This is a genomic window from Bacillus sp. S2(2024), from assembly GCF_050474045.1.
GTDB classification, from domain to species: Bacteria; Bacillota; Bacilli; order Bacillales; family Bacillaceae_G; genus Bacillus_A; species Bacillus_A yunxiaonensis.
The window spans coordinates 1,983,552-2,005,601 of record NZ_JBFLUS010000003.1; the positions used below are offsets into that span (position 1 = coordinate 1,983,552).

Genomic DNA, 22,050 nt, shown 5'->3' on the forward strand with positions numbered 1-22,050 from the left:
TAGTAAAATTGATAGAGAACTAGGGAACAAGGAAGATAGGGGGTAACATATTGGAGAACGCGATTGTAATTGGAGGAAGCATTGCTGGAAAACTTGCTGCAAAGACTTTATCTCATTCTTTTCAGAAAGTAATAATTTTAGAAATAGGTGAAGAATGGACGGAAAAGACTCCTAGAAAGAGGGTGCCGCAAAGTTATCACCCGCATGTTTTATTAAAAGGCGGAGAAGAAGCAATCGAAAAATTATTCCCTCAAATTACTTCACAATTAATCGAGGATAAAAGTATTGTAAATAATTTTACACAAGATGTGAAGTGGCATCATTTTGGCTATTGGAAATCACAATTTACAGGAGATTTAACTATGGTTCAACAAAGTCGCCCTATGTTTGAGTGGCATTTAAAAAAACGAATTGATCAAGTAGCTAATATTGTAACTAAATATAGAATGATGGTTGAACAAATTTTGATAGATGAAGAGCATAATCAAGTATACGGAGTACGAGTGAAAAATCTTGAAACAGGTGCAAAAGAAGAAATTCATGCAAATGTAGTTGTGGATGCAAGCGGATTTGGGTCAAAAAGTGTAGAGTGGCTACAAACACATGGTATACAGGTTAAAGAGGAAAAAGTATGGATTCAACTATTTTATGCTACTAGAGTATTTCGTTTAAAAACAAAAGAACGACTAGATTGGTGTAACCTTCTTGTTTCTCCTAGTTTTCCTGAAAACCCTTATGGTGCTCTTATTCAAACAATTGAAGACGATCGTTTTTATGTAACTTTTAGCGGTTACGCAAATGAGCGTGCTCCGCAAACTGATGAAGAATTCTTTGCTTATGCTCAGAAATTACCAGTCCCTGATGTGAAAAGATTTCTTGAAATAGCAGAGCCTCTTTCAGATATAAGAATACATAAAATTCCTTATCAAGTGCGTCGTCGATTCGACTTAATAAGGCATGTTCCGGAAGGTTTTTTAGTAATTGGAGATGCTCATTGCCGTTTTGATCCTGTTTTTGGACAAGGGATTTCAGTCGCTGCAATGGAAGCTTTAGAGTTGGAAAGGTGTCTCCGGGAAAATAAACATCTCGAAAAAGATTTCACCTACAAATTTCATAAAAGTATTTCGAAGTTGATAGCAACGCCGTGGGAAATGACTACAACAGAAGCATTTCGGGTTTCGAACATTAAAGGGGACAGACCTCTTATGCAACCATTTAAACAGTGGTACACCAAAAAGGTATATCGTCTTTCTGCTTTTAATCCGGAAATTTATATTCGATTGGTTAACGTTATGAACTTAATTCGTAGTCCTTTACATCTTTTTCATCCTAAAGTACTGTTCGCTATATTTACGAGTCGAGGAAAGTAGCCTTTTTTAGCAGGATTTTGTGACGAAATAGCAAATTTATATAGTTGATTCATTTTGAAAAGGAATGATTAACGAATGGAAGTCTACATAGAAAAGTTAAAGGAACAAGATGCAGAAGAATTGTTTGCTTTTGAATGTAATAACAGGGCTTTTTTCGAAAAGATGGTGCCTAGCCGTGGTGAAAATTACTATACATATGAAACGTTTCAAAAGATTTTCTATGAATTATTAAAAGAACAATTTGAAGGTATTTCATATTTTCACCTCATAAGAAATCATGCAGGAACAATTGTTGGGCGAATCAATTTAGTAGATATTGAGAAAGATAAAGAATTAGGGTATCTTGGCTATCGATTAGGAGAAAAATATGTTGGAAGAGGTGTTGCAACTAAAGCTGTAAACCTCCTCTTAGATGAAGCAGCAAACTATCAAGTTACTGAAATTCACGCGAAAACAACGAATAATAATTTTTCTTCTCAAAAACTATTAGAAAAGAACCATTTTTCACGTATCTCAATTGATGAAAATGCAGCAGAATTACAAGGCCAAAAAATTGATTTTATCCATTATATTTGGAGACATTCTAACTAAAAAAGGAGAGCAATACAATTATGGACTTACGTTATCCGATCGGTCAATTTACTTACGAAGGTAATCCTACCAGAGATTTAATAGAGAACTGGATAAAAGAAATTGAAAACCTTCCTGCGAAGTTAAAGGAAGCAATAAAGGATTTACAAGATGAGCAGCTTAATACATCGTATCGTCCTGGCGGATGGACAGTTCGCCAAGTCGTTCATCATATTGCAGATAGTCATATGAATAGTTATATTCGGTTTAAATTAGCTCTGACAGAAAATAATCCAACGATTAAACCGTATATGGAAGAAAAATGGGCAGAGCTTCCTGATTCACAGCTACCAATAGATGTATCCCTAGCACTTTTAGAATCATTACATATGAGATGGGTTACTTTGCTGCGATCTATGAAATCTAATGATTTTGAAAAAACGTTTCATCATCCTGAATCAGGGTCGAGTAAATTAGGTGTAACGATCGGTCTTTATGCATGGCACGGTCGTCATCATACCGCACATATTACTTCTCTTCGTGATCGATTAGGGTGGTAATTAAATTAAGCAGTTGAAATGCAAAGGGGGACAGTTTATATGGGGATATCTAATAAATGGACTGAGGTAGATCGCTATATAACTGATTTACTGGTTCTGTCTGATCCTGTACTTGATACGGTACTTCAAGTTAACGCAGATTCTGGCTTACCGGCGCACGATGTTTCTCCGAATCAAGGGAAATTTCTGCAGCTGCTTGCGCAAATTAAAGGAGCACGCACCATACTAGAAATTGGCACGTTAGGTGGTTATAGTACAATTTGGTTAGCGCGAGCATTGCCTAAAGATGGTCGTCTTCTTACGTTAGAAGCAGATCCAAAGCATGCAGAAGTAGCTCGTTCTAACATTAAGCGTGCTAACTTAAGTGATATAGCGGAGGTACGCCTTGGACCAGCATTAAATACATTACAGCAACTTGTTAATGAAAAGCATGAACCGTTTGATCTTATTTTTATTGATGCTGATAAGCCCAATAATCCGTATTATTTAGCGTGGGCATTGAAGCTTTCACGTCCAGGTACTTTAATCATTGCAGATAATGTCATACGTGATGGTGCAGTAATAGAAGATTCTAATGTTGATCAGAGTGTTCAAGGGATACGGCGATTCTACGAGTTGATCGCTACTGAGCCACGCTTGAGCGCAACGGCAATTCAAACTGTTGGTTCCAAAGGATATGACGGCTTTGCGCTTGCTGTGGTTACGTCTATTTGAAATGAACTTGAACTTCAATGGTTGAAGTGGAACTTAAAGATGTTTTTGTGACATTTAGTAGTTGATATAGTTTAAAGTTAAAAGCACTGCATTTGCAAATGCAGTGCTTTATTTATGCCCATAAAATTAAATATGAGTGATTATTTAATAGGATTATAGAAGTCTTATTCTCTACATTATTTGTATAAAATAGGTGTGACTATGGTTTCAAAACTACTTTTATGCAATTGTCTTCACGATTATTAAAAATTTGATAACCATGACTTGCTTCTTCAAGAGGCATTTTATGTGTAATAATTTCTCTTGGATCAAACTCGTTATTCGTTATTTTTTGAAACAGTTCTGGCATAAGATGAATGACGGGGGCTTGTCCCATTTTAAGATTTATATTTCTAGTCCAAAATGCTCCTAAAGGAAATACATTGTAGTTTCCTCCATAAACACCCGTTATTTGCACAGTTCCACATTTCCGAACGGCTTTCGTAGCAATTTGAATAGGACCAAGAGTACCACCTTGTAGTTTTAATTTTTGTTCGAGATATTCAAGAGGTGATTTTTTTCCGTCCATACCAACGCAATCAATAACTACGTCGGCACCGCCATTAGTAATTTCTTTTAAATGCTCTCCCATATCAGGATATTTTGTAAACTCGAATACCTCAACTTTGTTCATTTTTTTAGCATGATTTATACGATAATCTAAGTAATCAACAGCGATGACACGTTTAGCACCTTTCATCCATGCAAATTTTTGAGTCATCAATCCAACAGGTCCACATCCAAGAACAATGACAGTATCGCCCGGTTTTACACCTGCGTTTATTACACTCCAATATGCAGTTGGGAGAACGTCGGATAAAAAAAGTAAGGATTCATCTTCAAGTTCGCATGATTGAGGAATAACAAACGGAGTAAAATTTCCAAAAGGAACTTTCAAATATTCAGCTTGGCCACCTGGATGGTTGCCAAATTTCTCTGTATAGCCAAAGTATCCACCAGAATCATAGTGAGGATTTGAATTATCGCACTGACTCTCCATTTCGTGCTGACAATAAAAACAATGCCCACATGAAACATTGAAAGGAATTACAACACGGTCTCCTTTTTTGACCCTGGTGACATCGGGTCCTACTTCCTCTACAATACCCATCGGTTCGTGGCCAATAATATATCCTGGAGGTAATGGCATGTTCCCTTGATACAAATGTAAATCAGATCCACAAATAGCAGTAGAGGTAATTTTTACGATAATATCATCTTTCTTTTCAAGTTTTGCATCCTCCACCTGATTAACTTCAACAAAATTTGGCCCTTGATAAGTTACAGCTCTCATAATTCTAGAACCTCCTAGTTTCTTCAATGCACCTTTAACTATGTTCAGTCAAACCAGTAAATAATATACTCATTCATCTTGTAACAGATAATAAATTTGTAAGTGTTGGAAAATATATAAACAGATAGATTTTTAATAAGCAATATAAGTTTGAAAAAGGAGGATACTCATTGTGAACATAGCAGAAAATACACTATCCATTTTTGCTTTAGGCGGCATAAAGGAAATAGGAAAAAATATGTATGTTATACAGTATGCAAATGACATTGTGATAATTGATTGTGGTTCAAAGTTTCCCGATGAAAGTTTATTAGGAATTGATTTGATTATCCCTGATATTACATATTTAAAGGAAAATCAAGATAAGATTCGGGCTTTAGTTGTTACACATGGACATGAAGATCATATTGGAGGTATTCCATATTTATTAAAACAACTAAACGTGCCAATTTATGCAACACGTTTAACGCTAGGGCTAATTGAAGTTAAATTAAAAGAGCATAAACTTCGAAATGAAACAGATCTATTTGTTATTGATTCTGAATCATTAATTGAATTTGGACAAATAAGTCTATCTTTTTTCAAAACGAATCATAGCATTCCAGATTGTCTTGGCATTGCTTTTCATACACCAGAAGGTACAGTAGTACATACAGGTGACTTCAAGTTTGATTTGACTCCTGTAAATAATCAATATCCAGATATCCATAAAATGGCTAAAATCGGAAGTAATGGTGTTTTAGCTTTACTCTCTGAAAGTACAAATGCAGAACGTTCTGGATTTACTCCATCAGAACGATTTGTAGGCGAACATATCGAAGAAGCATTTCTAAAAGCGCGCAGAAAAGTTATTCTTTCTACTTTTGCATCTAATGTGAATCGCCTACAGCAAGTGGTAGATGCTGCATGTAAAACAAATCGAAAACTCGCTTTGCTTGGAAGGAGTATGGTAAATGTAGTATCTGTTGCATTGGAGCAAGGATATTTAAATATTCCAGAGGGAATGTTAATTGAAGCACATGAAATCAATCAAATGGAGCCGGAAAAGGTAGCAATTCTTTGTACTGGCAGTCAAGGTGAGCCTATGGCCGCTTTAGCTCGTTTAGCTAGTGGAAACTATAGACAGGTAGATATCCTGCCGGAAGATACTGTTATTATAGCTGCAACCCCTATACCAGGAAATGAACGAAATGTTTCTCGTATTGTCGACAACTTATTTTTATTAGGAGCAAATGTAATTTATGGATCAGGAAGTTCAACAGGAATGCACGTTTCTGGACATGCTTATCAAGAAGAATTAAAATTAATGCTCACTTTAATGAAGCCAAAATATTTCATTCCGATTCATGGAGAATTTAGAATGCTACACCATCATCGTCTTTTAGCAGAGTCCGTTGGTGTTGAGAAAGATAATATTTATGTTATGAATAACGGTGATGTTGTTGATATAAAGAACCAAGTTGCTTATCAAACTAGACGAATACCTGCAGGAAATGTATATGTAGACGGATTGGGTATTGGTGATGTTGGAAATATTATTTTACGTGACCGTAAACAGCTTGCAGAGGATGGTATGCTTGTTATAGTTATTACTCTTAGTAAAACAGATAGAAAAATGATTTCTGGTCCAGATATAATTTCTCGTGGATTTGTATACGTACGTGATTCAGAAGATTTTATGAAGAAAATTAATCAATTATCTGTAACAACCATTAATAATTTACTAAAAACGAATATTAATCAGTGGAATGTTCTTAAAAAAGAAATAAAAGAAACACTTGGACAATTTTTATACGAACATACAAAAAGAAAGCCAATGATTCTTCCTATAATAATTGAAGTTTAAAATGCCTACTTTCCCCCTAAGTAGGCATTAATTTAAATTTGAATTAACAGTATCCTTATTAAACTATATCCATTTAGTTTAATAAGGATACTGTTATAAATTCCTATAGCTAATGTTAATAATATATTTGCTCAAAATAAATAAAAAACTCTTTTTTGTATGTGATGTGTTTAGTTTGTCTAACAAAGTTTCAAGTGAAAAATCCCAATAGGAGGGGAGGGAATGGAATGGGTAAGTGCATTATTTCACAACCTTACTAGAAAAGTTAAATTATCTTTATAAAACTTTTAGTTTAACTAATAAAGCTAATAAAATTTGAAGAAGGACTTGAATATTTACTGCTATATCAGTATCTGTAGTAGTTACTGAAACATTTCTAGAATTTTTAATCACAGTACGTTGTTTAGTAATTTGTGAAATGGCAGATTTTTGAAAAAGCTCTTGTGCAATTTTATCAGCTTTTTCGCCATCTGCAATAGATATACTTAGAATCGCAATAATTGCTGCTTGTAATGAGGCTTGAATTGATAGTGCCACTTTTGTATCTGTTGTAGTAACTTGAACATCAGCGGAATCAACAATCGATATATATTCTTCGGATAATTGATAAATTTTATTTTTTTGCTTAGCTTCTTCTGAAATTGTTGGATCGTAGAATGATGGATGAGGCTTTGAAGAATCTAGTGCGTTCCACTTTTTATCTTCGTTTGGATACCAAACTCCCGACATAAACTCTCTCCTTTTAATCTAAAATGTTATTAATTTGATTTTTTAATTCAGAAAAGATTTTTTTGATTTGTGTTTTTTTCTCTGGGGGTAAATTTTTTAGAGATGAATCTGTTATATCATTTCTATTTAAAATATCTGAAAGTAGTATAGTGAATATTTCGTTCTTTTGTTTTCCATTAAGTGTTGAAGAAATCAATTTTTTTAAATCATCCATTCCAATATCCCTCCAAATTGGGTTTAAATTATTAGTTAGTATTATCTAACTAGAATCATTATATGAAATAGAATAGATATAGTTTGGACTAGTATCATTATTAAAAAAGTTTTTATAATATTTTTTTAGTAAATAATAGATTACGTCTGTCTTAATAGCCGAACAAGATTATTTAAAATATAAAAAAGATAATATGATAGAGTACCAAAAAGACTATCTTGTGATAGGGATAGTCTTTTTGGTATTTTTAATCAAAATTAATGTATATTGTTCCAAAATATACGGGGTAAATACTTTAGATGTTGTATAAAAATACAATATTATTATCTTGTTGTGTAAGCTACAAGCGCTTTTTGGATGCTGTAAATACTATCATCTTTTCTAAATTCTTTCGTAATCGGGGTAGACATGCTTGATACCCAAATTTTTAATTCGGCATCTAAATCGAAGTGACCAGCTGTTTCTATACTAAATTGTGTAATACTTTTATATGGAATAGAATGATACTCTGTTTTTTTGCCAGTCATACCTTGTTTGTCTACTAAAATCATTCGGCGGTTGGTAAATACAATTAAATCACGAATTAATTTATAGGCGTGTTCTACTTGCTCATCATCTAACATAATCGCTTGTAGATCACGTTCTACGCTACTTATATCTGCATCGGATGCATTTCCTAAAATACCATGAAATAAGCCCATTATGAATTCCCCCTTTATGTATAGAATAAGTTTCTTTTATTGTAACACGTAATGAAAAAGCAGGTTCTTACTTTTCAATTTAAGAATTAATTTTCAATTGCAATGAAACAATGTAATACTTCATCATAATATCTTATGCTAATATATTTGTGTAAGAACTTTTTATACACTACGAATTTGAAATTGAAATATGATAGAGGGACAATATATGAACAATATCGGATTAGTTTTAGAAGGCGGAGGAATGAAGGGGCTTTATACAGCAGGCGTATTAGAATTTTTCATGGAAAAAGATCTTTATTTTCCTTATGTAATAGGTGTTTCAGCAGGGGCTTGTATGGCTGCTACGTATTTATCTCGTCAAAAAGGAAGAAATAAGAAAGTAAATACAGAACTTGTAAGCGATCCACGTTACATATCATTTCGGAATTTTTTACGAAAACGTGAATTGTTTGGCATGGACTTTTTATTTGATGAAGTACCTAACAAAGTTGTTCCGTTTGATTTTCAGACATTCTTAAATGGAGCAGAACAGTTTGTTATTGGTACGACTGATTGTGAAACAGGAGAGGCTGTGTATTACAATAAGCATGAACATGGAAATGATATTTTAAAAATTATTCGTGCATCAAGTTCAGTGCCATTTATTGCTCCGGCAGTTGAATACGATGATAAAAAGTTGCTAGATGGAGGAATTACAGATCCAATTCCGATTCAAAAAGCACAGGCTGATGGATTTCAAAAAAATGTAGTCATTATGACGAAACCAGCAGGATTTGAAAAACAACGAAACAAGCTGTCATCTATTGCGAAATGGTTGTATCGACATTATCCTAATGTAGCAAATCGCCTTGTGGAGCATTACGAAATCTATAACAATACTTTATCTTATCTTTATTCAGAGAAACAAAAAGAGAACTTCTTTGTTATACAGCCAAGTGTTCAATTACCAGCAGGTGGATTAGAACGGAATAAAGAAAGATTAGTTCATTTATATGAACTTGGTTATAATGATGCGAAGAATCAATTTGAGAAGCTAAAACAATGGATTAAGTAAAATAATATTTTGTTAAAATGGTCGTCAAGATTGGGCGATTGTACTGAAAAGCATAGTAGCGCCATGAAATTAGATTGAACAACTTATGTTCAATCTAATTTCATTTACCGTATTTTTACAGAATAAAACTAAATAGTTCTAAAAATACCTATCTATATCCAACTGGCAAAGGAATTTTACTTCTTACATTAGAATTTACTATCTGAAGAGTAAATAAGGAGGACCAAAATATGAGAACTCGCTTTCACCACATTGTCAGGGGTGTGCTTATAAAAGACGGAAAGCTTTTGGTAGCACATTTTAAGGGACATCATTCTTTTTTACCTGGGGGACATATTGAATTAGGTGAGTCAGTTGAAAATGCACTTATACAAGAATGGGAAGAAGAAATAGGTACTGCCTGTTCAATCGAAAAGTTCCTTGGTGTCATTGAAAATCAGTGGAATGATGGAGACACACTACATTATGAAATTAATCATGTTTTTAAAGTTAACAGTGATAAATTAAACGCGGAAACACCTCCTAAATCTAGAGAATCTCATCTGGATTTTTATTGGATTGTACCTAATGAAGACAATTTGAAAAGATATAAAGTCATGCCGGATGCTGCTGTACAAATACTTATGAAAAAAATTCAAGAACATGACATAGAAACATGTTGGGTTAGTACACTTTAACTACTTGAAACTGAATTTATGTTAAGAAAGGTGTTTTCACGTCTAGAAAACACCTTTTTAGTTTGTAAAGTTTTTTATAGTCTAATACTTTATTCTATACGGTCTTAAATATAAAATTTGTTCACAAAATATACACTATACTCATAGTAAATAACCAGGAAACAATCAACTTGGTACTGAAATAAGTATTGAGTTGAAAAGAGAAAAGGGGGGCAAAAAATGAAGAAACTAATGAGTCCAATAATGCATGATTTAGCGAAGCAATTAAATCAAGGGAATTCTTCTGCTGTTACATTGTTTTTAGAAAGTATAAAGAAACAAGAAACACCTATTGTGGAGACTTGTCCAATTGATGCTGAGTACCATATTGTTACATATATTTGGTTAGGTGATGAAAAAACTGAAAATGCATATGTATTTGGCAGTTTTCCTGGTTGGGATATAGCGGCAAATGAAATGAATAAGCTTTCACATACAAACATATGGTTTAAAACATTTCGAACAAAAGAAAGGTTTGCTTCGACGTATTATTTTTCAATTAATGATGACTTTGAACAAGATTGGGTAAAGCGAAGTGAAAACTATAAGCGTGATCCATTGAATTCTAAAATATTTGAGCATAAAGCAGGACCAATATCTGTTTTAGAGCTAGGCCTATCGTCACAAATTGATAAAACAAAGCAACAAACTCAAACCCCAAAAGGAAAAGTAGAAACATATCAGTTTCATAGTTCTATATTGAAGAATGAACGACAACTTTGGATATATACTCCGCATAATTACTCACCTGAACAAGCTCCTTACGACCTTCTTATCATGTTTGATGGCAGTTCTATGCTGCGGACGTTATCAGCAGCTGCAACACTAGATCATCTTATACATACAAAAGAAATTCCACCGTGTATTCTAATTGGCATTGATCATGTAGATCGATTTACAGAACTCACATTTTATGGGGAAATGAATATGTTTTTAACAAAAGAACTATTTCCTTGGATTCAACAAAGATATCATGTTAATGCAAATCCATATCATACAACAATTGGTGGATTCAGTCTTGGTGGTTTAGCAGCTTTTTATGCAGCACTGGAATATCCAGATCTCTTCGGAAATGTTTTATCAATGTCTGGTTCTGTACATTGGAAAAAAGACAATTACACAGGACCACATCCTTGGATTGAAAATCAATTTAAAAGAAGCAGCACATTACCACTACATATTTATATGAGCGCTGGGGAGTTGGAAAATAAACCATTGTTAGAAGCAAATAAGAGGTTATCACAAGTACTTAAAGAAAAAGAATATCAAATCACCTATGTTGAATTCCCTGGTGGTCACGATGAATTGTGGTGGCATAAACAGTTTGCTCATGGATTAGTATCTTTACAACAATTTAAAATACCCATGAAATAATAAAAAGGGAGGAGAAAACATATGAAAGATAGAGAAAAAGATTTAGATAAAGCATTAAAGAAACAAGAAATTTTAGTGAAAGATGAAAAAGTATGGTCATATACGTACGAAGATCATATTAGCTCTATTATTAAACGCGCTCAAAAAGAAGGCGTATTTGATGACTTAGTAGGCAAAGGAAAGCCGCAGCAAATTGATAAAAGTCTCTCTTATAATCCAGAAAAACAGCTATATAAGACGATGAAGGATAATCATATTTTACTAGGGTGGATTGAACTTTCAAAAGAAATCGATGCGTTAAAGGAAAAATTGCATACATGCATAGAAAAAGAAGAATTTGCTGCAATGGTTGAAATGATTAATAAAAAGATTTACGAACACAATTTAACTTGTCCACCATTAGCACAAAAAATGAAAATTAGTATACCAAGTTAATATTGTAAGGTTGTTACTCTTTCTGAGGATAAGCTCGGAAAGAGTTTTTTTATAGAAGAATTCGTTATAAGCGGATTTAAATAAAAAAACACTGTATAAATCACCTGATTATATAAATAAATTCATCGAGAATTCTCTTTAAATGGATTTTTCATGTGCACTATATAATAAATACATATAACGAAGTAAACTGTTAGGAAGGAAGTGAGAAAAATGAATTTAGAATCTATGATTTTACGCAATATGAATCAATATATTGAAACAGAAGGTTTAAAAAGAAAACGTCTAGCGAAACGTATGAACATGTCGGAGTCCAACTTTTCTGACTATCTAAATGGAAAACGAATGAATGGTATTTATGATTTTGCGGCTAAATTGGCTGATACTTTAGGACATGAACAAACGTTTTTTATGAATGATTCGTTTCATCATTTGAATCAAGAGATAGAGGAGGGGGCTTTCGCTTTTTCGGCTGGTAATATGTTGTCAGAGAGAGGAAAAGAAGGGTTAGCTCAGTTAACAAAAATTTGTGATTTACTCGAAATTTACGATAGAGGTGATTCACATGCCTGAGCTTTCGTTTGCAGATCTTCCACAAATTTTAGAAGAAAATCAAAAGATAAAGTCTGAAGTAGAAAATTTAATAAAAAAGTATTTGCAGCATTACCATCCAAGAGGCTGGACAATGATTGAAGGTGCGAAAAAATATATTTCTACACAACATTTTTTCATTGAAGTACCAATTCAAGATCAGTCTTTGGGTGGTTTTATTCGTTCTACAAATACGGATAAGTATATTTGCTATGTGAATACGTATCAATCTCGAATTTATCAAAATTTTAGTCTGCTTCATGAACTGTATCATCTTATTTCATTTCAAGAGCTTAAGCAGCAATTACATATTATTCATGTAGGCCTTGATAAAAATCCATCTGAACGAAAAGCTGATTATTTTGCATCGGTTCTACTAATTGATGAACATGAGTTAAAGGCTTTTTATACGGGTACAGAAAATGAATTTGAAACTACATTCACAAAGATTTTTCTTTGCATGAGTCGTTTTCAGGCCCCGTATAAAGCAATTCTTATTCGTCTCTATGAACTGCACCTAATTGATGAAAAATCATTAGAAACATATTTTGATAAAAAATTGATTATCATAAAGAATTTGAAGCTCTTGGGTTAGATCCTTATATGATTGAACGAAGTAATGTTGTGAACTTTGGAAAACTGGAAAAGTTAATGAATCAGCACGCTTTGCCTCATGCAGCACAACAAGCTAATCAACAAGTTCTTGAAGAAGTTATTGGGTATTTCTATAACGTGAAGGGAGAGGCAGCAGAGTGACATCTCCAGAACTAAAGAGTTTGATCCAACAACAAACACACTTCATTACAGACCTTGAAGAGATAATGGATAGTATTTTAGAGAAAGGCCATGTGTTCTTATATGATACATCAACTATTTCTTATCATAAGAAAGCTTTTTATCAGCATAAAGCAACGTTATTTCTCGAACATGCGAAAGATATCCCTATTTTAATTACAGATGTAATCGCAAAAGAAATGCGTCTTACAGAGGATTTAGAAGGACTATATTTAGCTTATTTATCAAAATTTGATACAGTCCTTTATGTAGAAGAACGTGATTTGTATGAATTACTTAAAGTAGAATATACAGCAGCACAAGCGAAACAAAAGTTTTTAATAGCAAGCGAAAAAGCATTTTCCTGTATACAACCATTGCGAGAAAGCATTAGAAAAGCAAGAAATACATTTCAAATTGCTGAAAAGATTGTTTTTGACGACTATGAGGCGTTTTTTGTGAATTGTAACCATAAAAATCATGGAGAAATGTCATTAGCCTGTATATTGAATCAAATCCTTAGCAAGCAAACCATCACATTTGTTGGAATTGATCAAGACTTATATACATACGTAGAACAATGCGATGTTGATACACTGGCAATACTAGTGCGAATATATCGAAATGAAGAGCGCAAAGTTATCTATCATAATCGAAAAAGCGGTATTTTACATTTAATACGTCAAACAGAAAAGATAACAAATGCGCATTTTATAGAAAAGATTATATCTAATAGAATACAAGTCATTTATTAAAATTCTTCCTAAAATAACAAGGGAGGATTTTTTGTTCTATAAATACATTATGTTAACTAAGAGTGATTGAACTTAAGTGAAGAAAAAATAGGCCAGAGCTAGGATTATAGAAGATTTTTATATAAAACACATTTCTGTATATATTCAGAAAATAAGATGTCAATATCGAATGTAAAATAAAAAAACAAGCCAGAAAATAAACTGTTAAGTGCAATAAAAATATAAATTATGGCTCTGATCATTTAATATGAAATTTCTCCGGCTGTGCGTGAAGGATTTTGCTGAATGAAATCATTGTGGCTTGTTTGAAATTATGGAATTTCAAAGCTTATTTAAACATGCTATAAATCGTTTTAAAAATCCCTGTTTCGTCTCAAAATATATAGTTTACTTGGTTTTAGAGATATAAAACTCCTTTCATTTTATAACTTCCTATAATTTATATTATGTAAACTAGAAAAAATAACTTAATTTAAGTAAGTATGTTTTTTGATTCCTCCCTGTTTTTATCTTCTTGTCATAAATAAAAAATCAGTTAGTGTGCTTGTCTAAAGTTTGCACACTAACTGAAAGATAATTTATTTTTTCTATTGAAAAATTTCATATTTATTAGGTCGTTTTTCATGATTTTGCTATTTAAGTTCAATATATATACACCGGTATTTTTGTTTTTATATAGTGGATGGTTTGAATTTATTTCTTTTTTCATATCTTCCAAAATCCCTTTTTCTTTTTGAGAAATACTAACTGTGTGACTGTTTTTGGCTATTACACCGTCAGCAACGAAAAAACCTAAAATATATGCCATGTTGTTAGACCAAGTTTTAAAGTAATCTTCATTTAAATCATATTTACGCTTCCAGCTTCCACGCGCTCTCTTTTCAATGTTACTATCTGTTAGGACCATGTGAACGTATCCAGAAGAAACATTAGCTAAGTTTGCGATATCTGATGTGCTAGAACCTTCTAAATATAACTTAATCATTTCGGCCTTTTCCAACATGCATTTAGACTTTCTTTTGCCCTGTTTACACATTAGGAGTATCCCCTTTCAACAGATATAAAAATTGAGTATACCTTCTTATATATCATATCCAAAGAACAAACGTTCCGTCTACCGTTAATAAAAAGATAACCAATAAAATAAAGACTTTAGCATCTTTTTTAGTTGCTAAAGTCTTTATTTTTTACTTAAATATAAATTCTAGTTTAAATGGGTATGATTCTTTCAATCTATAGCCTGTCCAGATAAACAAAAAATAGGTTGCAGTAAGCAATGCAACCTATTTTTGTTTATTATGAAATTATCCAATCCAAACACCGTTACTATTAAATTGATACCATTGGTTATCAATTAATGCCCAACCGGTTCTCATATAACCTGAATAAGAGTCAAGGTAGTACCAACTTCCGCCAAGTTGTAACCACCCTTTGTGTTGGGCCCCATTGTTGTTATAATAATACCAAGAACCATATTCTTGTATCCAACCTGTTTGCATAGCCCCTGAATTTTTATCGAAGTAGTAATATACGTTGTCTACAGACGTTCTTCCTGTCTCCATTTGTCCGTAAGTGCCAAGATAATACCACTTTCCACCATTATTTAGCCAACCCGTTTGCCTTACGCCATTATTATTTAAGAAATACCAATATCCATTAACTTTCACCCAACCCGTTTGCATCACACCGGTGTTAGGATCGAAATAATACCATGAAGTTACTCCAGTTTTTTTATCTTTGATTGACAGCCAGCCAGTTTGCATAATACCACTATAATCATATAGATAATACCACTTTCCGCCGTCATTTAGCCAACCTGTTACTCTATTACCATTTTTGTCATAGTAATACCAATATCCGCGTTCTTGTACCCATCCTTGCTTTTGGCTAGCAATACTTGCATTTGTAAGTTTAGAAGCATTAGCATTATTTTGAGTTGCCTTAGTCTCCTCCGCATGAGCAACAGCTGGAATTAATAGTGTAGTAGAAAGTATACAAGTAATAATTTTCTTTTTCATTATTTTTCCCCTTCCAATAAATTGATAACATATATAATTTTACCAATTCATTGGAGTGATTCAAATGTTTTTATTAAAATATTTCTATTAAAATATATTTTGTTTTAAGAATTGTACATTAAATTTACACGTAATAAAGATACACTTATAACCAGTAGATTACATCGATGTGTATTGTATGTTTAACTTTATGATAAACTTGCATATGTTTTAGAATCACTAGTTATTGAATTTACTAGCTTCTGTACCTCAATTTCTTTTTTCACTTGAAAGATTTTGTATTCTATTCATTCATGAAAATATTTTTTTGTCTTCATATGTAATTTATAAGGATTTACTTTTAATCTACCTCATTCTAAATTTATTGTTTTTTATTGCGAGTTTCAGTAGTTAAATTTTCTAGCATACTACCACCCTTTCTTATTTGTTTGAAATCGATGACTTTATTGTGAACTAACTGTTTCCTTTATACATTGGTACGTGAATCCTATATAATAAGGTATATATGATTAAAAACTTAACGGGATGGATGGAAATAATGAAGATTTTAATAATTGAAGATGATCAGCCTCTTTTAGAAGGAGTTATGGCAGTTTTACAAGAAGAAGGATATGAAATTGATTGCGCTGTAGCTGGTGATGAAGGATTATTCATGGCCAAGCAAAATATTTATGATGCTATTATTTTAGATATCATGCTTCCAGAAATGAATGGATTTGAAATTGTGAAAGAAGTACGTGCTGCTTCCGTTAAGACCCCTATCCTTCTTCTTACTGCTAAAGATAGTGTAGAAGACCGTGTAAAAGGCTTAGATGTTGGCGCAGATGATTATTTGATTAAGCCGTTTGCAGTACCAGAGCTGCTTGCAAGAATACGCGTACTGTTACGAGAAAAAGGAACGATTGGAGAACATAATTTTTCCTATGGTCCTATCCAATTACACATACAAGAACATGATGGGTATATAGACGGTAATAAGTTATATTTGACGACTAAGGAATATGAATTACTTGAATATTTTATACGAAATAAAGAACAAATCTTAATCCGTGATCAAATTTTCAGTCGTATTTGGGGGTTAGATTCTGACGTAGGGCTCGGTGTTGTAGATGTATATGTGCATCATTTGCGAAAGAAATTAAACGCATTTCATGATGAAACGTTTATTCATACCGTACGTGGTGTCGGTTTTATATTCAAAGGAAATGACCAAAATGTTTAAAAAAACAAAGATGCAACTTGTTACCTTAAATACGGTTGTTTTTTCATTGATTTTATGTGTATTCGGTGTTGTTTTGTATGTATATATGAATCATTTTATTTATACAGAGATTGATTCGAAGCTTGCTAGCGTGTCTGAAGAAATACAGCAAGAAGGCATGAAACATGTTTTGAAAGAACATGAATCCAAACGAGAATCAGAACGGAAAACTGTTTACTTAGTTTGGGATGAAAACGGGCATTTCATAAAAAGTATACCTGAAAATGCTGTCTTTTCTAACGATATTAATGATTTCTCCCCTTCTCGATTTCAGGACAACAAACTATGGACACAAACAATCAATAAGCATAGTTATCGTATTCTTAAGTTTGAACCACCATCCCGTTATTTGGAGGATATTGGGATGAAATCGGCTCATACGGTTGAGATTGTCTTAAATATAGATTCTGAGGTGACTATACTGCAAAACTTGCTTATATTGACTATAGGAGGTTGCTTTGCGGGAGTTATTATTTCTTTCTTTATAGGGTGGTTTTTAGCAAATCGCTCACTTGTACCGATTCAAAACTCTTGGGAAAAACAAACTCAGTTTGCAGCGGATGCTTCCCATGAACTTCGAACCCCGTTGTCTGTTATCCAGACACACTTAGAATTATTATTCCGTCATCCGCAATATACAATTGAACAAGAAAGCATGACAATTTATAAAGTGCTACAAGAAGTAAAGAGAATGAATAAACTTGTATCAGATCTACTGACTCTCGCAAAAACAGATTCGAATCAGATACTTATTCAAAAGAAGGAGTTTGCACTAGGTGAATTAGTCAGCACAATCATTCATCAATTTGAACCCATTGCAGAGCTGCGGAATATTACGATTATTGAAGATGTGGACAATCAACTGATGTATAAAGGAGATAAAGAACGAATTCATCAACTGCTCGTTATATTGATGGATAATGCTATGAAATACAATGTTGAGAATGGACGAATCAAAGTTACATGCAACAAGGATGGAAGTTTTGTCACAATCATAGTAGAAGATACAGGTATCGGTATTTCGAATAAGGAACTTCCTCATATCTTTGACCGCTTCTATCGTAGTGATAAGAGTAGAACACGTTCTGAAGGCGGGACAGGTTTAGGGCTGTCCATAGCTAAGTGGATTACGGACGCTCATAATGGAGAAATAAAAATACGGAGTGAACGGCATAAAGGGACATGTGTTACCATTAAATTCCTAGTATGACTAACAAAGGGTGTCAAGAGGAACTGCTTCCTATAACTTGACACCCTTTGTTGATATAGAACTAGGTATTTTAATTGAAATACGGATATAATCAGATTGTAAGCCATTTTCTATATATTTCTTTCTTAAATAGCTGGTGAAGCTGATGATGTACGTGATGTTTTTTTATTTTTAGAAATTTTTAATGCTTTCCATCCATTTGCAATCAATATGCCTACTAATAGAAAAATTAACCCTCCAAACATCATATAAGAAACTATACTTGCTATTGCTGTAATAATCCCGAATATAACTTGATCTTTATACTTTCCTAGAGAAGTCGGTGGATCAGTAAGCATAAAGAATGCTAAGAATAAGGTTGAATTTATATATGGGACTCTTAGCATATCCCCCACATTTGTAGTTCCTATAATTCCTATAATCAAAAGTGCAAGAAAATAAACACCTAAGAATGAAAAGACTTGTGGAAATTTATTTACTTTCTGTGTTACAAAAAATCCTGTGATACATACAAACATAATGCACCAAGTAGGAAGCATAGATAGTCCTCCCCACCAACTTTGTCCGCTTGAAAATAAAACAGCTGTAACAAGTAATCCGAAGGCAGCAGGATTAAATATAGGTTTTTTCTTAACTGTAAATAGATGTTTCGATGCAATTGCAATCGCTGCCGTTAATGCTGAAATATACGAGGAAACCATTGGACTTAATACGAGTGCAACAATTAAGCCTGTTATAGCAGCCCCATCTGGAAATGTAAGCTTTCGTTTTTTTAGCATAGCGATGAAGGTATCTATGAACATTGCAGTTGCAGCCGAAATTCCTGCATGAACAAGACCAGTATAATTGGTCATATTTACCTGGGCTATTAACATTAATAAAAGTAGCATAACTAAGACGAGTCTTTTAGGAGTCATAAAGGCTTTATGGCTTCGCTTTCGTTTCCGGCTTTCTCTTGTTTCGTCTGCAATCGCATATTTTTGTCTCGCTCCGCTCATTGTATTTTCTTTTTTATCCACGCTCATACAAATATCCCTCCACTCCGTGTGTCATATTTATGTTTAAAGAGGATGTAATCCATATACCTTCGAGATCAACGTTTTGCAACAGTGCGGCTCCCTCTTTTTTACCTAATAGAAAAGCTGATGTTGAAAAAGCATCTGCCATCATTGTAAAGGGCGCAATTACAGTACAGCTTACGATATCGGACAGAGACGTTCCTAAGTATGGATGTATGAGATGATGCTCATTCATATGAACAGGACTCTTTCGCTCATAGCTGCCAGAAGTACAAACCGCCTGATCAGTTAGCTGAACTTTACAAATTGTTTTTTTCTTTTGGAAAGGATGCTGAATACCAATGACCCATGGTTCTCCCATTTCATTCGTACCACTAGCAAAAAGATCTCCGCCGGCATCGATGACAAAGCCTTCAAAATCGCGTAGTTCTTGAACAGCTAAGTCAACTGCCAAGCCTTTTGCAACAGCACCTAAATCTAACAACAGAGGTTTTTTCAGCAAAATAGTCCGGTTTTCTTCATCTAGAATCACATCTTGATAATTTGCAGGAGCTACCGTAGATGAAACAAGTTCTTCACCTGTTAAATAGTGACGGTTAAATCCGTACTCCTGAAGTGTATGCCCTAATGTTAGATCGAATGTTCCTTGCGTTAAATCAGCTACTTGCCAAGCATAGCGAACAGCCTCAAAAAGAATATGACTGACTTGAATTGCTTCACCACTTTGAGTGCATAGACGTCGAAGTTCACTCTGATGATTGAAACGGCTGCATACTTTTTCTACAGCGTAAAATGCTTGAAATGCCTTTTCCACTTTTTCTTTTATATATTTTTCTGTGTGTGATGTGACTACTTTGATATGGATAATTGTTCCCGTGTAAAGGGCGGATTGTTCATATGTTTTTCTTATTCGATTATGCATTTCCTGTCACACTTCCTGTATTTTGTGTTTTATAAGATACATTGGCCTGCTTTGCCTGTAATAGAGCACTCTGAACTGCTTCTTGAAAATCTTCCGTACTTCTTGTTGCGCCGGAAACTACATCTACATCTGCGCTTTGTCGGTCCACGACTTGTTGAGGTAAGTCGTCAATGTAAGATTGAGAATAAGAAGTGGTGCAATCTGTAATTTGTACAGATTTAATTTTATCTTTTTGAATTGTAACTGCTACAGCTACTGAACCAATGTGATTTGCACCCTGACCATAATATGTCCCATCTTTATAAGTACTTTTAACCCTTTTAGTTGTTATATCGGAAGTGCTAGAAGGTGCCTTAGGTTGCTGTGTAGATTCCGTTATATTTTGCGAAGCTTGTTCAACTTCTGTTTTTGGAGATTCCGTAGTAATATATCCTGCTGTATAAATCATTCCTACAGCAACTGTGCATAGTGTAATCATTTTGTTTCCCATTTTAGCCATATTCATGACCTCCTGCATCATTGTAAAAAATATTTGAATATCTATTTTGCATTTTACAAGGCTATTTTTAAAAAAGTATTAAAAACCTATTTATTAGTAAAAATATCGCTTCGATTCTCAAATTATAATTTGCCTCTCTTGTTTCCTCTTTTACTGTATGTACGGTATCTATATACAAGTTCAAAATTCTAAACGAAAGGCTGTTATGTTTCTATTACATACTTTGCTAAAAAATAACAGCCTTTTCCCAACTAAATATTGAGAAAAGGCTGTTATTTTTTAAATTATCCTTCTTGGTAAAATCTGAAGAATTGAGTTATCTATCAAGTTAAACTTTTACTCCGGTGTGATTCTTCATTATTTATTAATCATAAGGATTCTAAATCGCTTATTTCATTTTCTCTAATTACGTTTCTGTAAATTCATATTGAGAAACAATACCTTCAAAAGTCCATATATACTTAAAATCTCTTCAATTCTCTTAAAGTCTCCAGTATAGAAATTGTAAACGCAGAATTTTCCTCATGCTCTAAAGTTCGGAAATACAAGCTTCTTAAGAATGATTTAATATTTTGCACTAAGATATCATTATGAGGAGCTGAAGCTTCTTCAATGATCGTAAAGCTGTCAAGCCAATTTTTCCATTCTTCTTGGGACAAGATATTTTGGTTTCGTAAAGACATTACTGCGGTCACTAATCTCTCATCCTCAGAGTTTATATACAAGTAATCGTGTAAACGAACCTTATGACGAACAGCAGCAAGTATTGCATGACCGAACTCGCGATTCCGTATAGTACGGGCTAAAGCGCTTAGGGCATCTGCAACATGCGCTGTGGAATGCGCCCAACCTTTTCCTTCTACATACCCTCTTACATCCTGTTCAAGATAAGCGTACTCAAGAACTTGTTCTGCAACGCTGTACAGCTGTTCTTCAGACAAGAGCGGTTCTTTTTCATGAACGGATAAAATAAGTGGCGGGATTAAAATAGAGAAAGCGCGCTTAAAAACAGAGTCTGTTCCCTTTTCATCGATTTGGTAAAACAAATAATCAGGACTCAGAGCTTGCAGCAGTAGTCCGCGTAGTTCTTTTTGTCTAAATACCCCACTTGTTATCCAGCGTTCTAGCGTACTGTAAATTAGTTCATCACGCAGTTCGGCATCAGGTGAACCAATATAGTCAAGAATCCATTGTGCATATGGATATGCGTCCACATCATCTGGGACGGCGTAATTGTTATTTTTAATATGTTGTAGCTCTTGTTTCAATTCGTATTGTTCCATCATAATATTTTTTGTCCTTTCATACAGTGTTTATATGTTGTTTTTTAAACATTACTTTATATTTTTCTTAAAGGGCTGAAATGTTTGCACCATCGTCTA

At 33.6% G+C, this 22,050-nt stretch carries 25 protein-coding genes; 15 read left to right on the forward strand and 10 right to left on the reverse strand.

Annotated elements, in window-relative coordinates:
* Window positions 1-47 precede the first annotated feature (47 nt).
* The 4 genes from AB1284_RS09870 (at window position 48) to AB1284_RS09885 (ending at window position 3,214) form a co-directional block, all read left to right on the forward strand.
* Window positions 48-1,370 carry an NAD(P)/FAD-dependent oxidoreductase gene (locus AB1284_RS09870; RefSeq protein ID WP_429754304.1) on the forward strand — a complete coding sequence of 441 codons (1,323 nt, stop codon included), beginning with the start codon at window positions 48-50 and terminating at the stop codon, window positions 1,368-1,370.
* Between the two features lie 75 nt (window positions 1,371-1,445).
* On the forward strand, window positions 1,446-1,961 hold the full coding sequence (locus AB1284_RS09875; RefSeq protein WP_429749771.1) for a GNAT family N-acetyltransferase: 516 nt from the start codon (window positions 1,446-1,448) through the stop codon (window positions 1,959-1,961).
* Window positions 1,962-1,978: 17 nt separating this feature from the next.
* Entirely contained in the window at window positions 1,979-2,500 is a 522-nt protein-coding gene (locus AB1284_RS09880; protein ID WP_429754303.1) for a YfiT family bacillithiol transferase, read from the forward strand.
* Between the two features lie 39 nt (window positions 2,501-2,539).
* Window positions 2,540-3,214: an O-methyltransferase gene (locus tag AB1284_RS09885; RefSeq protein ID WP_429749770.1), complete on the forward strand. Its 675-nt coding sequence runs from the start codon at window positions 2,540-2,542 to the stop codon at window positions 3,212-3,214.
* A 199-nt stretch (window positions 3,215-3,413) separates the two neighbouring features.
* Here AB1284_RS09885 and AB1284_RS09890 read toward each other — a convergent pair whose 3' ends face one another.
* Entirely contained in the window at window positions 3,414-4,547 is a 1,134-nt protein-coding gene (locus tag AB1284_RS09890) for a zinc-dependent alcohol dehydrogenase (RefSeq protein ID WP_429749768.1), read from the reverse strand.
* A 172-nt stretch (window positions 4,548-4,719) separates the two neighbouring features.
* On the opposite strand from AB1284_RS09890, the gene AB1284_RS09895 reads away from it, so the two are divergent.
* Window positions 4,720-6,393 carry a ribonuclease J gene (locus AB1284_RS09895; protein ID WP_429749766.1) on the forward strand — a complete coding sequence of 558 codons (1,674 nt, stop codon included), beginning with the start codon at window positions 4,720-4,722 and terminating at the stop codon, window positions 6,391-6,393.
* Window positions 6,394-6,669: 276 nt separating this feature from the next.
* On the opposite strand, the gene AB1284_RS09900 is transcribed toward AB1284_RS09895, so the two are convergent.
* The 3 genes from AB1284_RS09900 to AB1284_RS09910 all read right to left on the reverse strand — a co-directional run bounded on the left by AB1284_RS09900 (window position 6,670) and on the right by AB1284_RS09910 (window position 8,037).
* Window positions 6,670-7,122, reverse strand: coding sequence for a spore coat protein (locus AB1284_RS09900; protein WP_429749764.1), 453 nt, complete (start codon window positions 7,120-7,122; stop codon window positions 6,670-6,672).
* Window positions 7,123-7,135: 13 nt separating this feature from the next.
* Window positions 7,136-7,336 carry a spore coat protein gene (locus AB1284_RS09905; protein ID WP_429749763.1) on the reverse strand — a complete coding sequence of 67 codons (201 nt, stop codon included), beginning with the start codon at window positions 7,334-7,336 and terminating at the stop codon, window positions 7,136-7,138.
* A 323-nt stretch (window positions 7,337-7,659) separates the two neighbouring features.
* Window positions 7,660-8,037 carry a PH domain-containing protein gene (locus AB1284_RS09910; protein WP_429749761.1) on the reverse strand — a complete coding sequence of 126 codons (378 nt, stop codon included), beginning with the start codon at window positions 8,035-8,037 and terminating at the stop codon, window positions 7,660-7,662.
* A 208-nt stretch (window positions 8,038-8,245) separates the two neighbouring features.
* Here AB1284_RS09910 and AB1284_RS09915 point away from each other — a divergent pair, with 208 nt between their 5' ends.
* The 8 genes from AB1284_RS09915 to AB1284_RS09950 all read left to right on the forward strand — a co-directional run bounded on the left by AB1284_RS09915 (window position 8,246) and on the right by AB1284_RS09950 (window position 13,739).
* On the forward strand, window positions 8,246-9,094 hold the full coding sequence (locus tag AB1284_RS09915; protein WP_429749759.1) for a patatin-like phospholipase family protein: 849 nt from the start codon (window positions 8,246-8,248) through the stop codon (window positions 9,092-9,094).
* Window positions 9,095-9,324: 230 nt separating this feature from the next.
* Window positions 9,325-9,771, forward strand: a complete 447-nt coding sequence (locus tag AB1284_RS09920; protein ID WP_429749757.1) for an NUDIX domain-containing protein — start codon at window positions 9,325-9,327, stop codon at window positions 9,769-9,771.
* A gap of 219 nt (window positions 9,772-9,990) precedes the next feature.
* The gene (locus AB1284_RS09925) at window positions 9,991-11,184 is read left to right on the forward strand and encodes an alpha/beta hydrolase (protein WP_429749755.1); all 1,194 of its coding nucleotides are present in this window, start codon (window positions 9,991-9,993) and stop codon (window positions 11,182-11,184) included.
* 21 nt (window positions 11,185-11,205) lie between these two features.
* Window positions 11,206-11,619, forward strand: a complete 414-nt coding sequence (locus tag AB1284_RS09930) for a DUF1992 domain-containing protein (protein ID WP_429749754.1) — start codon at window positions 11,206-11,208, stop codon at window positions 11,617-11,619.
* Between the two features lie 213 nt (window positions 11,620-11,832).
* On the forward strand, window positions 11,833-12,192 hold the full coding sequence (locus AB1284_RS09935; protein ID WP_429749752.1) for an XRE family transcriptional regulator: 360 nt from the start codon (window positions 11,833-11,835) through the stop codon (window positions 12,190-12,192).
* Window positions 12,185-12,805, forward strand: a complete 621-nt coding sequence (locus AB1284_RS09940; protein WP_429749750.1) for an ImmA/IrrE family metallo-endopeptidase — start codon at window positions 12,185-12,187, stop codon at window positions 12,803-12,805. The genes AB1284_RS09935 and AB1284_RS09940 overlap by 8 nt, the downstream gene beginning before the upstream one ends.
* Before the next feature lie 8 nt (window positions 12,806-12,813).
* Complete coding sequence (locus tag AB1284_RS09945) at window positions 12,814-12,966, forward strand: hypothetical protein (protein ID WP_429749749.1); 153 nt, start codon at window positions 12,814-12,816, stop codon at window positions 12,964-12,966.
* Window positions 12,963-13,739 carry a hypothetical protein gene (locus AB1284_RS09950; protein WP_429749748.1) on the forward strand — a complete coding sequence of 259 codons (777 nt, stop codon included), beginning with the start codon at window positions 12,963-12,965 and terminating at the stop codon, window positions 13,737-13,739. The genes AB1284_RS09945 and AB1284_RS09950 overlap by 4 nt, the downstream gene beginning before the upstream one ends.
* 562 nt (window positions 13,740-14,301) lie before the next feature.
* Here the strand turns inward: AB1284_RS09950 and AB1284_RS09955 are convergent.
* Entirely contained in the window at window positions 14,302-14,775 is a 474-nt protein-coding gene (locus AB1284_RS09955) for an LAGLIDADG family homing endonuclease (protein ID WP_429749746.1), read from the reverse strand.
* 268 nt (window positions 14,776-15,043) lie between these two features.
* On the reverse strand, window positions 15,044-15,757 hold the full coding sequence (locus AB1284_RS09960) for an N-acetylmuramoyl-L-alanine amidase family protein (RefSeq protein WP_429749744.1): 714 nt from the start codon (window positions 15,755-15,757) through the stop codon (window positions 15,044-15,046).
* A gap of 538 nt (window positions 15,758-16,295) precedes the next feature.
* Here AB1284_RS09960 and AB1284_RS09965 point away from each other — a divergent pair.
* Both AB1284_RS09965 and AB1284_RS09970 read left to right on the forward strand, forming a co-directional pair.
* Window positions 16,296-16,979 (forward strand): response regulator transcription factor, encoded by a 684-nt coding sequence (locus AB1284_RS09965; protein ID WP_429749742.1) that lies wholly within the window; start codon window positions 16,296-16,298, stop codon window positions 16,977-16,979.
* On the forward strand, window positions 16,972-18,228 hold the full coding sequence (locus AB1284_RS09970) for a sensor histidine kinase (RefSeq protein WP_429749740.1): 1,257 nt from the start codon (window positions 16,972-16,974) through the stop codon (window positions 18,226-18,228). The genes AB1284_RS09965 and AB1284_RS09970 overlap by 8 nt, the downstream gene beginning before the upstream one ends.
* Before the next feature lie 125 nt (window positions 18,229-18,353).
* On the opposite strand, the gene AB1284_RS09975 is transcribed toward AB1284_RS09970, so the two are convergent.
* The 4 genes from AB1284_RS09975 to AB1284_RS09990 form a co-directional block, all read right to left on the reverse strand.
* On the reverse strand, window positions 18,354-19,253 hold the full coding sequence (locus AB1284_RS09975; protein ID WP_429749738.1) for an RnfABCDGE type electron transport complex subunit D: 900 nt from the start codon (window positions 19,251-19,253) through the stop codon (window positions 18,354-18,356).
* Window positions 19,240-20,169 (reverse strand): FAD:protein FMN transferase, encoded by a 930-nt coding sequence (locus tag AB1284_RS09980; protein WP_429749736.1) that lies wholly within the window; start codon window positions 20,167-20,169, stop codon window positions 19,240-19,242. The genes AB1284_RS09975 and AB1284_RS09980 overlap by 14 nt, the downstream gene beginning before the upstream one ends.
* On the reverse strand, window positions 20,162-20,668 hold the full coding sequence (locus AB1284_RS09985) for an FMN-binding protein (protein WP_429749734.1): 507 nt from the start codon (window positions 20,666-20,668) through the stop codon (window positions 20,162-20,164). The genes AB1284_RS09980 and AB1284_RS09985 overlap by 8 nt, the downstream gene beginning before the upstream one ends.
* 461 nt (window positions 20,669-21,129) lie before the next feature.
* Window positions 21,130-21,954 (reverse strand): DUF2785 domain-containing protein, encoded by an 825-nt coding sequence (locus tag AB1284_RS09990; protein WP_429749732.1) that lies wholly within the window; start codon window positions 21,952-21,954, stop codon window positions 21,130-21,132.
* Between the last annotated feature and the right edge of the window lie 96 nt (window positions 21,955-22,050).